Genomic DNA, 12,371 nt, shown 5'->3' with positions numbered 1-12,371 from the left:
TCGCGTCTCTCCTAACTAATGACAAATCTACAAATCTTTCTAGATATTGCTACAGAAGCGGCCTTAGCTGCTGGTGGCATTTTGCAAGGTTACTTGGGTAAGTTAGAAGACGCAATTGTTGAAAAAGGACGCCCTGGTGATTTAGTCACTGCTGCTGATAAAGCCTCAGAAGAGTTGATTTTAGAAATTTTGCGTCGCCACTTTCCCCAACATTCTATCCTCGCGGAAGAATCAGGGAAATTAGGTAATCAAGAGAATGAATACCTTTGGGCAATAGATCCTCTAGATGGCACAACCAACTACGCTCATCAATACCCATTTTTTGCCGTTTCCATCGGGCTGTTAATTGATGGCGTTCCGCAAGTTGGTGTAATTTATGACCCCTTTCACAATGAGGTATTCCGTGCTGCTGCTGGCTTGGGAGCAACGCGTAACCGTCATCCTATCAAGGTTTCGGCAACCTCGAAACTGAGTAAAAGCCTTCTGGTAACTGGATTTGCCTATGATCGCCGCGAAACCTCTGATAACAACTACGCAGAATTTAGTCACCTCACCCATCTTACCCAAGGAGTCAGACGTAGTGGTTCTGCATCACTAGATTTGGCGTATGTTGCCTGTGGACGTGTCGATGGTTACTGGGAACGGGGACTTTCTCCTTGGGATATTGCCGCCGGGATAATTTTGGTACAAGAAGCTGGGGGCAAAGTCACCGCCTACGATGGTACTCCCGTCAAAATTGAGTCAGGTAGAATTATTGCAACAAATGGTTATATTCACGACTCCCTTAGTAGCGAACTTTTACAAGTTCCGCCACTGTCAGCATGGGTGTAGCAGATGGGGGCTTTCCCCCCGACTTTGGGTAAACTAAAAAGAATCTAACTGATCCTTTGGTGCAAAACCTGTATATGTCTTTCAAAATAGATCGTGGATTATTTAAATATGATTTCATAGATCATCACGCAGTATTATGCGTTCCAGTTGATGCGGATGTCAAAGAGATTCGCAAACGCTATCTCAATATTGCCCGCCGCTTACACCCGGATAGTAGTTTTACTGAAAGTGTTGCACAAAAACAGCTAGGGAACGAATTGTTATCAAAGCTGGTTAACCCAGCTTACGAAAAACTTTCTGGCGATCGCACTCGCGCGGAATATATTCTAATTTTGTCGCAAATTGGCAAGCGCCTGGTACAAGAGTCTACTTCGGTAATTCTAAACACTGACTTGGGGAAACAGTTAGCTGATACCGCCAATATCGATCATTTCTATAAAAGTGCGATCGCTAAACTAGCCCAAACCCAATATGATTCTTTAGAGCAAGCGCTGCAAGTCATTGCCCAAGTTAGTGAGTTGAATTTAGTCTATTTAATGCGGAGTGGGGGCAAAGCATCCGCACTACCGCCACCATCTGCTCAACCCAAAGTCCAATCAGGAACATCTGAGCCAAATACACCAAAAAATACACCACCAGCGCCAGCCAAAGAAGACTCGATTGTAGAACAGTATGTTCGTCGCGCTCAATCTTTAATTGACAAAAACCAATTTGCCCAAGCCAAAGTAGAGTTGCAAGATGCCCTAAAGCTAGAACCTAAAAATAGTCGCTGCCATAGCTTAATTGCAATGGTGTATTTGAGGCAAAATCAGCTAAAAATGGCAAAAATCCACTTTGACAATGCTCTAAAATTAGACCCCAATGACGAAATAGCTTTGCAATGGAAACCTAAAATAGATAAGGCTTTAGGACAACAACCTAATGATCATAAGGTGACTTCATCCCCCAATAATAGAGATAAGCAACCAGATAAATCTGGTAGTGGCGGTTTGTTCGGTGGTTTGTTTGGTGGGAAAAAAAAATAATGGTGTATCAACCAGCAGCGGGAGCCAGGGATTTATTGCCCTTGGATGTGGAGAAAAAACGCTGGATTGAAGAGCGGTTACAGCAGGTGTTTCACCGTTGGGGATATCACAGGATTATCACCTCGACTTTAGAGCGCATGGATACTCTGATGGCGGGGGAAGCAATCCAGCGTCAGATGGTGATTCAACTACAACAAAATGGCGAAGATGATGAATTAGGGCTACGTCCAGAATTAACAGCATCCATTGCTCGGACTGTTGTCACTCGGATGGCAAGTCTGCGTTATCCGCAACGGTTGTACTACAACGCCAATGTGTTTCGCCGCACTTGGGAAAGTAGACACAATCGCCAACAGGAGTTTTATCAAGCTGGGGTGGAGTTGTTAGGTGCTGGCGGATTGCTGGCAAATGCGGAAGTACTACTATTAGTAGCAGATTGTTTGGCAGCACTGGGTTTGCAGGAATGGCATTTAATTTTAGGTGAGGCGGGAATTACCCGATCGCTCCTGAGTGCCTTTCCTGCTAATTTACAGGATAAAGTTCGCAGTGCGATCGCTCATCTCGACCGCATTACTATAGATACTTTACCCCTAAGTGACAAACTACGCGATCGCGCCCGAATCATCATGGATCTACGTGGCTCTAGTGCAGACGTGTTGCAAAAAGTTAGTAGTTTGGATCTAGACGAAGAACAGCGAGAGGCAGTGAATAACCTCAAATCTCTAGTAGAATTACTGGAATCAGAGAAAAAATTTCCCTTAATCCTTGACCTTAGCCTCATCCAGACCATAGATTACTACACTGGTATTGTCTTTGAAGTTGTCAACGAGACCGAATCCCAAACAAGAGTTTTAGGGCGTGGTGGTCGCTATGACCAGCTTTTGGGGCTATATCATCCCCAAGGAGAAAACATCCCCGGAATTGGTTTTGGACTGAATATCGAAGATTTATACCAAGATTTGTTGTCTACTCAGCAATTACCACAGGCAATCCCAGCGAGTGACTGGTTGGTAGTACCAGAGACGGACAGTGCTGACGCCGCTGCCTTTGCCTACGCGCAAAAACTTAGAGATTCTACTGATTTGGTGCGGGTAGAAATTGATTTGGGGGGAAGGGATGTAGACGCTATTCGCCAATATGCACGCGATCGCGGCATTGCCCAAATTGCTTGGATTAAAGCTAATGGCTCACCAACCATTGAATCATTGCGTTAAGTGAGGCTGTTGTTGCAGTCTGTTTGCTTCCTGTTGTTGCTGGAGTATTTCTGCTTGTTGCTGTTGTATTTCAGCTTCATTATCTATAAAGCAATACAGTTGAGTTAAGCTTTTTTCTCTCCCCCTGCTCTCCCTGCCGTTTTTGTTGGCGTTCTCCCTTGAGTTGTTGAGCAGCCCTAATAAGAAGGAATACTTAAGTTAAAACAACAGTCTAAGCCAATAAACGATTACGTAGCTTCACCAGATTCAAAGCCGTAAATGGTTCACCATCAAATTCAATTTGCCTTTTTCGTTTGCCGTGCTTTGCTAGATAGTCAGATACATTCATCCAACGGATTTGTTGGTCTGAAGTACGGATGACAAGCATCACCGGATAATTTTGGCTGTCGGGATGCCAGTATTTAGCGTGGCCTGGTTTAATGGGGAAAATCTCTTTACCGTCTCTTTTGCGCTTAGATAGATACGAGTTTCCAGACTTAAGGTGCAGATAAACTCGCTTACCGCTGGCTTCTCCTTGGTCATTTTTGAACTCGATCTCACCATCAATGCCCCAGTCAGAGTTTGAGATTTGGCGAAAGATTTGTCCTGCCTCGCCTGCAAACGTGGCTCGGCATTGTCCAGTAGCTAAATCCCAAACCTTGAAGGTCTTATCCCCAGACCCCGATACAACGGTCTTGCCATTGGGAGTAATAGCAACTGCCCACACAGCATCCATGTGGCCTGTAAACGTGGCTCGGCATTGTCCAGTAGCTAAATCCCAAACCTTGAGGGTCTTATCCTCAGACCCCGATACAACGGTCTTGCCATCGGGAGTAATAGCAACTACTAACACACTATTCGTGTGGCCTTCAAATGTGGCTCGGCATTGTCCAGTAGCTAAATCCCAAACCTTGAGTGTATTATCCTCAGACGCCGATACAACGGTCTTGCCATCAGGAGTAATGGCTATGTATAGAATAATACTGCCTTGTTTAAGAACTATTGGCTCCTGGATAATAGAGTCCATTGACGGAGCAGATTCTGATGGCTCAACTTCTCGCCCTCGGCATGTAGCTAAAAGCTTGTCGTAAGTCTCATCCGATGTATTGCGCCAGTCGATGTAGAGAAAGTGGGCAATAATGTTGGGTCGTTCACAATCAGCAATCAAAATGGGAATAAAGCGACGTTGGGTATTGGTAGGATCGCGAAATAAAAGTGATAGGTGTTCCAGCTTGCCCCACTCAGATTTAAAGTAGTTAGGCGACATGCACATTAGCAGTGTGCGTGACTGCTCTACTCCCTCCTGAATCTTAAGCGGTATTGAGTCTCCCGGTTCAATCACCCAAGCATCAAGCCATACCCGCACACCATCATTCTTTAGCCTTTCCGCCAGGTCATGAACAACAATCTTGTCTTTTGTGCTATAGCTCAAGAAAACATCAAATGCAAACTTACTACTCATGGCTCAACTGGGCAGCTTGTTTTTGAATTGTAATTGCCTGAGTACGCACACCCTGCCGTGTCAAAGTACTCAGGTGATTAGCTAGTTCATCCCGTAAAGCTTCGTCTTTCTGAGAATAAGATAAGAAAAGCTGTAGCGATACCTCTGGCATTTTGCGTTTCAGGAGTAGGATAAATTACGCTTGTAACAAATTATAGTACTTTTGTCTGAATTTCTATAGAATCTAACGGCAATAGCCAAAACAGCTTGCTGACGCCAAAAATATTGATTTTGTTACTACTAAGGGTAAATTTGAAAATTCCGAGTTCTGAGCTAGTAATGAATAAAAATTGCAGTCTCATCCAGACTCACCTTGACCAGAAAGAATAAAGTACAAGCCCCTAAATTTATTTATGGGGTTCTAATTTTTGACTTTTGACTTTTGACTTTTGACTTCCCCGTTCGCGTAGCGTCTCGCAGAGAAGGGACTGACACCAGTATCTCCAATCCCCACTCCCCACTCCCCTGCTAGGCTAGAAATAGCCGATACAGAAGAGAGGGAATCGAGAATATGCCGCATACAATTGTTACAGAAGTCTGTGAAGGCGTTGCAGACTGCGTAGATGCCTGTCCAGTAGCTTGTATTCATGATGGCCCAGGCAAAAATGCCAAGGGAACTGATTGGTACTGGATTGACTTTGCCACTTGCATCGACTGTGGCATCTGTCTCCAAGTTTGCCCAGTAGAAGGGGCGATTCTTCCAGAAGAACGACCAGAGTTGCAAAAAACTCCGTAATAGTCCATAGTCAACAGTCAATAGTTATGTTTGACTTGACTGTTGACAAATGACCAATGACCAATGACAAATGACCAATGACAAATGACAAATGACAAATGACTATTTATTAGACGTTCAAAATGTCCACGCTGGATACATCAAAGATGTAGATATCCTGCAAGGTGTAAATTTTCGGGTTGCACCAGGGGAATTAGTGACAGTGATTGGCCCCAACGGTGCGGGTAAATCTACTTTGGCAAAAGCAATTTTTGGGCTTTTGATCCCCCACACAGGCACAATTACCTTCAAAGGTGAAAACATCGTGGGGCTAAAGTCCAATCAAATCGTCCAACGAGGAATGTGCTACGTACCGCAAATCACCAATGTCTTCCCCTCTCTCAGTGTTGAAGAGAACTTAGAAATGGGTGCTTTTGTGCTTAACGTTCCCCTGAAACCAATCAAAGATAAAATATTTACCATGTTCCCCAGACTGAGCGATCGCCGTCGTCAACGCGCTGGTACTCTCTCAGGAGGAGAACGCCAGATGCTAGCTATGGGCAAAGCTTTGATGTTGGAACCTAGTTTGCTGATTTTGGATGAACCATCTGCTGCTTTATCCCCCATGCTGGTGACACAAGTTTTTGAGCAGATTAAACAAATTAATCAGGCGGGTACTGCGATCGTATTAGTGGAGCAAAATGCCCGTAAGGCTTTAGAGATGGCTAATCGTGGCTATGTATTGGAGTCGGGACGCGATGCGATCTCCGGTTTTGGTCAAGAACTGTTGAATGACCCGAAAGTGGGTGAGCTATATCTGGGAGCAGGTAAGAGACATTAAATAGTTAGTTGCCAGCTATGGGGAACCAAAAAGCATGTTGACAGTAGTACTTTCAGGTGTGCCGTTAGTGGCTGTAATAGTAAATACCCGCAACTGGAATCTACGAATGTCAATTTTACCGTTAACAATTTGACCATAACACCAGTTTAATAAGGGAACTTCACCAAGCGATAGCGATCGCTATCTATAACTTATTACCCAAGTTGCTAGTTATCGGACTCCAGGGTGCAAAAAGTCGAATGCGATGCCTGCGGTGGTCACTGAGCGGCTGGTGAGCGCACTTGTACTGAGCGGACCTGTACTGAGCGACTTGTGCCGAGCGAAGTCGAGGTAAGTCGAGGTTAGCCGAAAGGAGCCGAAAGGAGCCGAAGTAGTCGAACCATGCCCAAGTGCGGGCTGTTCGGTATCGCACGCAACCAGATGTACGGTTGCGCTACGCGCAACTGCAAATCAAACTCAATCAAATACTCCAGTAATGAATTATTAATTAGCATTGAGATACCGTGTAATCTTCGTTAAATCGTGACTTTTGTCACATATATGGGCTAAACTTGTGGTCTTTGAGATAGCAGCAAGCCTTATTATGGTTACTATCAAAGAACATTGCAGCACAAATAGCCGTTGTAATAATTTCTGCATCGCTCATCTTTATAAGACAATCTTCATGAGCAGTGACACCGAATAGCCTGCTGTAGGCATCGCCTTCAAGAGATCATCAGTGATAGCATAGACAGTAATTATTTCATTTAACATATGCCCCTCCTAATTTTCTGACTGGAGGGGATTTTATTACTTAAGTTACCTGAAGTGATCGCTTGGCAGCATAACTAGCATACTTGGGTTAATGCAAAAGCTATAACAATTCCTGCCACTGCCGCGACCGTCGTTTTCGATGCTCAAAGAATTCTCCCCAATAATCCTTGCGTTTCTAATCACATCTACAGCGAGTAAAAAGGTAAAACAGGACATTCATTCAGGAAAAAGTCACCAGAAAGTAAATTACCCGGATCTGCCAAAACCCCCATTAAATAGGAATGCATAGTGAACTTCCTATATATAAATAGGACTTATGCAGAAGAGATCCCCTAACCTCCTTAAAAAGTTGGCTTTTTAAGATCCCTCCTTTTTAAGGGGAGCCACTTACTCAGAGGGGTTTCCCCAAGTACAGGGCCGCGTGGGCGGGTCTTTTGACTTAAGCGGACTGGCATCAAGTGGCATGGGTTAGGGAGGAGTGCGCTACGCGAACGAGGTTTCAGGTTTTCGATGCGTAAGTCCTGATAAAGCTCTGCATCACTTCTTGATATACTGCTGAGTCACAACAACTCCTGCAAAGCCTCTCCAGAGAAAAGCTGGGGCGTTTTTGCATCGGATAAAAATGCCTATGTTTGCCCCAATCAAAATTGATTGAGTGCTTTTGGCAATTTGGCATCCAAAATTTTTCTATTGCAGTTTTAATTGAGATATCAGCAGGGTTACTGGGACATTGAGAAAGTTCTACAAGGGATCGATTCCCGTCTCAAAAATCCCACCCAATGGCCAGTTGTTGACTTTTGCGCTCTGTGAACTACCCTTTTAGGGTGGATGCAGTAAACAAGCAGAGCGAACGTCACCGCTTCACCACAACTGGCTAGAAATCAAACAAAAAACACATAGTTAGCCAATCGGATCATACCAAAGCGATCGCCACTATTTATTGAGCCTCAAGCTGCCTTAGTTTATTATTTGCCGACAGTAGTAACTCTTGAGCTTTTAGATAGGCTGTTGTGCCATTTTGCACTTTTCTTAATTGATTAATAATACTCTGCAATTGGCTCAACACCCGATTGCGCTCCACATCATGAGCATCAGCAGGAATTGAAGCCAGCAACCTTCCGATTTCTCGTTGCGCTGCGTCTATTGCCTCCACAGCATCCGCCTCAGCTTGCCGCCTGATTTTAACTTGACCTAAATTAGCCTGATAAATTGCTAATAACTTCTGTGCCTCGGTATAACCGGCCACGTCTTTTGAAGGAATCTCTTTGAGCCGCTCAATTGCCTCTATCCATAAATTTTCTATCTGTTGCCATTCAGTTACGGTGTGCGGCGGATTTTGACCAGCTTTGGCAGCTTGCCAGGAAAACTGCCGGGCTGCGGTGATTAAGGCACTGATGCGATCGTTCCCAGCTGCCAATCCAATAACTTCCTGAAACTCATGCTTATAAGTATCTAGTTGATTTTGTACAGTTTTTCCTGCTAGGGTTTGACCAGGAATCTGCTCTAATTGATTAAGCGCCGTCTGCCAAGCAGCTGTTGCAGTCTGTTTATCAGTTGCTGTTGCAGCCCGTTCATATTGCTGTTTTGCATTTAAGAGGGTCTGCATATTATCGGTAAGCAAGGACTGAGCATTCTTTTCCTGAAAAACCTTAGCTTCTAGCTGCCCAACTTTACTCCGAAATGCATTAAAACCGTAGATGCTAAAGTGCGAGTCGTACCACCAATATCTGTATTCTGACCAATCGTTGACAAAGGAAGTTGGCAACTTATCTAGATGTTTTTGTGTTTCTTGTAGCTTCTGTTCTCCCAAAGCCAAATCTGCTGGACTAGTAGCTTTTTCAATCAATTGTTCAGCTTGCTCGACTGATACCAACGCCTGTCGATAGTGATTATCCATGCTGATGTAGCTGGGTAGCAACAAAAAAGGCGCATGGAGCATCACTGGACGGCGAATTACCGGGTAAGGCTGGTTCGCCACCCAAATTACACCAACGGGAATGCCTATAAGTATTGCTATCCAAATAAGTCTACTACCTATACCCCGCTTGGCTTTGCTATGCAGTTGCTGAGGGGAGGTTTTGAGAACCCGCCTCTCTAACTCCATTTCATGCTCTAATTCAGCAAGGTTTTTGGGGGTTGATGGTGTTGTAGGTTTCTTCTGCACTACAGGTTGAAGGCTTGGGGCAGACGGATCTATCCCAGAGCTATTTTGAGAATTTTTACGTAGTAAATTCCAGTTTATTTTGTTTAAAAAAGTCATATCTATAGCCAGTACTATGTTAAGTATTCCCAAAAAATATAGGAAATATAAACAATAGATCATTTTGGCTTTTGACACGAATTATACTCTTTTGTAACTAGAAGATAATGTGTTGGAAAAACTATCCTAGTTATGACTCAATACCTTGGATTAGTGATACTTTGTCCAGGAAGATCCCCCCAATCACTTGCTCATAAGGGAAACCCCCAAGCCGCAGTGGTTCCTTAAGACCCTAGTACGCCACGGCGTAAATAGAGCAACCATTTAAAATCCCTAAAAAGCCCATTCCATAATACTTTTGACTTTTGACTTTTGACTTTTGACTTCCGCCTTGCGGTACTAGTGGCTCCCCTTAAAAAGGCTTGCTCTAATTTAAGGAGGGTTAGGGAGGATCAAGCCTTAACTGAGCCGTATTGGGTTATGGCTAACTCTAGCTTTAAATTTGACAGATGATATCGATTTTCCTTGATACACATAATAGTCAATCTGTACAGTGTAGAAGTTCTAAATTCCCATGTAATGTGAAGATTAAATGACTCTTAAATCGTGTAAAAGGGTACTCTTACATCTTGCTTGAGTCTGATATCTTCCGGAGAACAGCTTTGTTGTTGTCAGGTAGATTGATGAGTCGAATTAATGGATTTGTAGGGCGACGTGATTTCTTAAAATTCGCAAGTGTGGTAGGTATTGCAGCTACTACTTTTGGTGATAGTTTTTGGAATACAGAGCAAACTACTGTTGCTGATATTCATCCAGTTAACCCTAATCTAATCAGTCCTAATGAAGCTATCAGACGCTTGCTTGATGGTAATCAAAGATTTATCGATCAAAAACGTAAATATCCCGATCAATCATTAGAACATCTGCGATTAGTTGCTAAAGCTCAGTATCCCTTTGCTGCCATATTGGGCTGTGCAGATTCCAGAGTACCAGCAGAAATCGTCTTCGATCAAGGACTTGGAGATTTATTTGTCGTGCGAGTTGCTGGTAATGTTGTCAGTGACACGGTTATAGGTAGTCTGGAATATTCTACAGCAGTATTGGGTTCGCAGTTGATTGTGGTTTTGGGTCATAAAAGATGCGGTGCAGTAGCAGAAGCAATCAAAAACGAACCACTTCCTGGCAGAATTGGTTTGATTATTGAGGGCATCAAACCTTCTGTAGAAAGAGTAAAGTTAAGAACGGGTGATAATATGCAAAATGCGGTTATAGCTAATATTCAATATCAGACTGAAAAATTACAGGAAAGCTCAACGATTTTAGCCAAATTGCTCCGTGAGGATAAACTAAAAATTGTTGGTGCTTGTTACGATATCGACACTGGTAAAGTCAACATTATTACCTGAAAATCTCACACATTTTAGGCGTAGGATTTTTAGTTTAATGATGTTGCAAAAAATTATTAGTTATAAAATATTTTTTATTAATAATCTTGAAAATTAATCACATTCATTAGTCAAATTAGAAAAATATTCCTTATATTATTTCACCAAACACCCATTAGAGACTATTTATAAAGTAAATCAAAAGTTAGGGTGTGTTACGGCTTTAGACTAACGCACTGTTATATAAAACGGTGCGTTAGTCGCGAGAGTCATATTTTTTGTGACAAATCATATCGAAATATGCGCCTAACACACCCTACAAGAATTTTGCTGAAATTTCTTTTAGTTTTACACCGATCGCTTAGACTGATAAGAAAGCGCTTCACACTTCTTAAATAATCAGCTTTATTAGAACAATGGCGAGAGACTTGCGGGGATTCATTAAAATTCTAGAAGAAAGAGGACAATTACGGCGGATTTCAGCTTTAGTTGACCCAGATTTAGAAATTGCTGAGATTTCCAACCGAATGCTACAAAAAGGTGGTCCAGGGTTGTTGTTTGAAAACGTCAAAGGCGCTTCCTTCCCGGTGGCGGTGAATTTGATGGGAACTGTGGAAAGGATTTGCTGGGCGATGAATATGCAGCATCCAGAGGAGTTGGAAACTCTGGGGAAAAAACTGGGTATGCTGCAACAACCAAAACCGCCGAAGAAGATTTCCCAGGCGATAGATTTTGGAAAAGTACTGTTTGACGTGGTGAAGGCGAAACCAGGACGGGACTTTTTCCCTGCTTGTCAGCAAGTTGTGCTTCAAGGTAATGATTTAGATTTACATAAGTTGCCCTTGATACGTCCTTATTCTGGTGATGCTGGCAAAATTATCACGCTGGGACTGGTAATTACCAAAGATTGTGAGACGGGTACACCCAATGTAGGTGTGTATCGCTTGCAACTACAATCTCAGACTACGATGACGGTTCACTGGTTATCGGTGCGGGGTGGGGCAAGGCATTTGCGAAAAGCGGCCGAACGTGGGAAGAAATTAGAAGTTGCGATCGCACTTGGTGTAGATCCTCTAATTATCATGGCAGCTGCTACACCCATTCCTGTAGATTTATCAGAATGGTTGTTTGCTGGACTTTACGGCGGTTCGGGTGTGCAATTGGCGAAGTGTAAAACCGTAGATTTGGAAGTTCCCGCAGATTCAGAATTTGTCTTGGAAGGAACGATTACACCAGGGGAAGTTTTGCCAGATGGGCCTTTTGGCGACCACATGGGTTATTACGGCGGCGTGGAGGATTCGCCGTTGATACGCTTTGAGTGTATGACGCATCGGAAAAATCCGATTTACTTAACAACATTTAGCGGTCGTCCACCTAAAGAAGAAGCGATGATGGCGATCGCACTAAATCGCATTTATACTCCCATTCTGCGGCAACAAGTCTCAGAAATTGTCGATTTCTTCCTACCAATGGAAGCTTTGAGTTACAAAGCAGCGATTATTTCTATTGATAAAGCATATCCAGGACAAGCGCGACGGGCAGCTTTAGCGTTTTGGAGTGCTTTACCACAATTTACATACACAAAATTTGTCATTGTTGTGGATAAAGACATAAATATTCGCGATCCGCGTCAAGTGGTGTGGGCAATTAGTTCCAAAGTTGACCCAGTGAGGGATGTATTTATTCTGCCAAATACACCTTTTGATACGTTGGATTTTGCCAGTGAAAAGATTGGCTTAGGTGGACGCATGGGAATTGATGCGACTACAAAGATTCCGCCGGAAACAGACCATGAATGGGGTTCGCCTTTGGAATCTGATCCAGATGTGGCGGCGATGGTAGAGAGGCGATGGGCAGAGTATGGTTTGGCAGAGTTGCAGTTAGGAGAAGTAGACCCGAATTTGTTTGGTTATGATATGAGGTAACG

Annotated in this window: 10 protein-coding genes and 1 pseudogene; 7 read left to right on the top strand and 4 right to left on the bottom strand. The window is 43.4% G+C overall.

All coding sequences use genetic code 11. From position 1 onward, the window contains the following. The first annotated feature begins 18 nt into the window (after nucleotides 1-18). The 3 genes from V7K49_RS02325 (at nucleotide 19) to V7K49_RS02315 (ending at nucleotide 3,070) form a co-directional block, all read left to right on the top strand. Nucleotides 19-831: an inositol monophosphatase family protein gene (locus tag V7K49_RS02325; protein ID WP_334872386.1), complete on the top strand. Its 813-nt coding sequence runs from the start codon at nucleotides 19-21 to the stop codon at nucleotides 829-831. Nucleotides 832-905: 74 nt separating this feature from the next. Then, nucleotides 906-1,856, top strand: a complete 951-nt coding sequence (locus tag V7K49_RS02320) for a J domain-containing protein (RefSeq protein ID WP_335204365.1) — start codon at nucleotides 906-908, stop codon at nucleotides 1,854-1,856. Then, a complete protein-coding gene (locus V7K49_RS02315; protein WP_335204362.1) occupies nucleotides 1,856-3,070 on the top strand; it encodes an ATP phosphoribosyltransferase regulatory subunit in 1,215 nt (404 codons plus the stop codon). Before V7K49_RS02320 ends, V7K49_RS02315 begins: the two co-directional genes overlap by 1 nt. 211 nt (nucleotides 3,071-3,281) lie before the next feature. On the opposite strand, the gene V7K49_RS02310 is transcribed toward V7K49_RS02315, so the two are convergent. Together V7K49_RS02310 and V7K49_RS02305 are read right to left on the bottom strand one after the other, a co-directional pair. Further along, nucleotides 3,282-4,511, bottom strand: coding sequence for a TIR domain-containing protein (locus V7K49_RS02310; protein ID WP_335204361.1), 1,230 nt, complete (start codon nucleotides 4,509-4,511; stop codon nucleotides 3,282-3,284). Next, nucleotides 4,504-4,662, bottom strand: coding sequence for a hypothetical protein (locus V7K49_RS02305; protein ID WP_335204360.1), 159 nt, complete (start codon nucleotides 4,660-4,662; stop codon nucleotides 4,504-4,506). Before V7K49_RS02305 ends, V7K49_RS02310 begins: the two co-directional genes overlap by 8 nt. A gap of 399 nt (nucleotides 4,663-5,061) precedes the next feature. On the opposite strand from V7K49_RS02305, the gene V7K49_RS02300 reads away from it, so the two are divergent. Both V7K49_RS02300 and V7K49_RS02295 read left to right on the top strand, forming a co-directional pair. Next, nucleotides 5,062-5,286 carry an indolepyruvate ferredoxin oxidoreductase subunit alpha gene (locus V7K49_RS02300; RefSeq protein WP_104907250.1) on the top strand — a complete coding sequence of 75 codons (225 nt, stop codon included), beginning with the start codon at nucleotides 5,062-5,064 and terminating at the stop codon, nucleotides 5,284-5,286. A 91-nt stretch (nucleotides 5,287-5,377) separates the two neighbouring features. After that, nucleotides 5,378-6,106 carry an ABC transporter ATP-binding protein gene (locus V7K49_RS02295; protein ID WP_335204358.1) on the top strand — a complete coding sequence of 243 codons (729 nt, stop codon included), beginning with the start codon at nucleotides 5,378-5,380 and terminating at the stop codon, nucleotides 6,104-6,106. A gap of 535 nt (nucleotides 6,107-6,641) precedes the next feature. Here V7K49_RS02295 and V7K49_RS34495 read toward each other — a convergent pair. Then, a pseudogene (locus V7K49_RS34495) lies at nucleotides 6,642-6,859 on the bottom strand (hypothetical protein); the annotation flags it as partial. Between the two features lie 937 nt (nucleotides 6,860-7,796). Continuing rightward, a complete protein-coding gene (locus tag V7K49_RS02290) occupies nucleotides 7,797-9,119 on the bottom strand; it encodes a hypothetical protein (RefSeq protein ID WP_335204357.1) in 1,323 nt (440 codons plus the stop codon). Nucleotides 9,120-9,742: 623 nt separating this feature from the next. Here V7K49_RS02290 and V7K49_RS02285 point away from each other — a divergent pair. Together V7K49_RS02285 and V7K49_RS02280 are read left to right on the top strand one after the other, a co-directional pair. Beyond that, a complete protein-coding gene (locus tag V7K49_RS02285) occupies nucleotides 9,743-10,465 on the top strand; it encodes a carbonic anhydrase (RefSeq protein WP_335204356.1) in 723 nt (240 codons plus the stop codon). Nucleotides 10,466-10,860: 395 nt separating this feature from the next. Beyond that, complete coding sequence (locus V7K49_RS02280; protein ID WP_335204355.1) at nucleotides 10,861-12,369, top strand: UbiD family decarboxylase; 1,509 nt, start codon at nucleotides 10,861-10,863, stop codon at nucleotides 12,367-12,369. The last annotated feature ends 2 nt before the right edge of the window (nucleotides 12,370-12,371 follow it).

The sequence above is a fragment of the Nostoc sp. genome, assembly GCF_036919675.1.
Lineage (GTDB): Bacteria > Cyanobacteriota > Cyanobacteriia > Cyanobacteriales > Nostocaceae > Nostoc.
Note: the sequence above shows the minus strand (reverse complement) of the source record. Positions and strands in the feature narration are given on the sequence as shown.

Excerpts from the sequence above, each read along its gene's own strand:
- V7K49_RS02325 (WP_334872386.1), top strand. The coding sequence starts at position 19 with ATGACAAATCTACAAATCTTTCTAGATATTGCTACAGAAGCGGCCTTA.
- V7K49_RS02320 (WP_335204365.1), top strand. The coding sequence starts at position 906 with ATGTCTTTCAAAATAGATCGTGGATTATTTAAATATGATTTCATAGAT.
- V7K49_RS02315 (WP_335204362.1), top strand. The coding sequence starts at position 1,856 with ATGGTGTATCAACCAGCAGCGGGAGCCAGGGATTTATTGCCCTTGGAT.
- V7K49_RS02310 (WP_335204361.1), bottom strand. The coding sequence starts at position 4,511 with ATGAGTAGTAAGTTTGCATTTGATGTTTTCTTGAGCTATAGCACAAAA.
- V7K49_RS02305 (WP_335204360.1), bottom strand. The coding sequence starts at position 4,662 with ATGCCAGAGGTATCGCTACAGCTTTTCTTATCTTATTCTCAGAAAGAC.
- V7K49_RS02300 (WP_104907250.1), top strand. The coding sequence starts at position 5,062 with ATGCCGCATACAATTGTTACAGAAGTCTGTGAAGGCGTTGCAGACTGC.
- V7K49_RS02295 (WP_335204358.1), top strand. The coding sequence starts at position 5,378 with ATGACAAATGACTATTTATTAGACGTTCAAAATGTCCACGCTGGATAC.
- V7K49_RS02290 (WP_335204357.1), bottom strand. The coding sequence starts at position 9,119 with ATGACTTTTTTAAACAAAATAAACTGGAATTTACTACGTAAAAATTCT.
- V7K49_RS02285 (WP_335204356.1), top strand. The coding sequence starts at position 9,743 with ATGAGTCGAATTAATGGATTTGTAGGGCGACGTGATTTCTTAAAATTC.
- V7K49_RS02280 (WP_335204355.1), top strand. The coding sequence starts at position 10,861 with ATGGCGAGAGACTTGCGGGGATTCATTAAAATTCTAGAAGAAAGAGGA.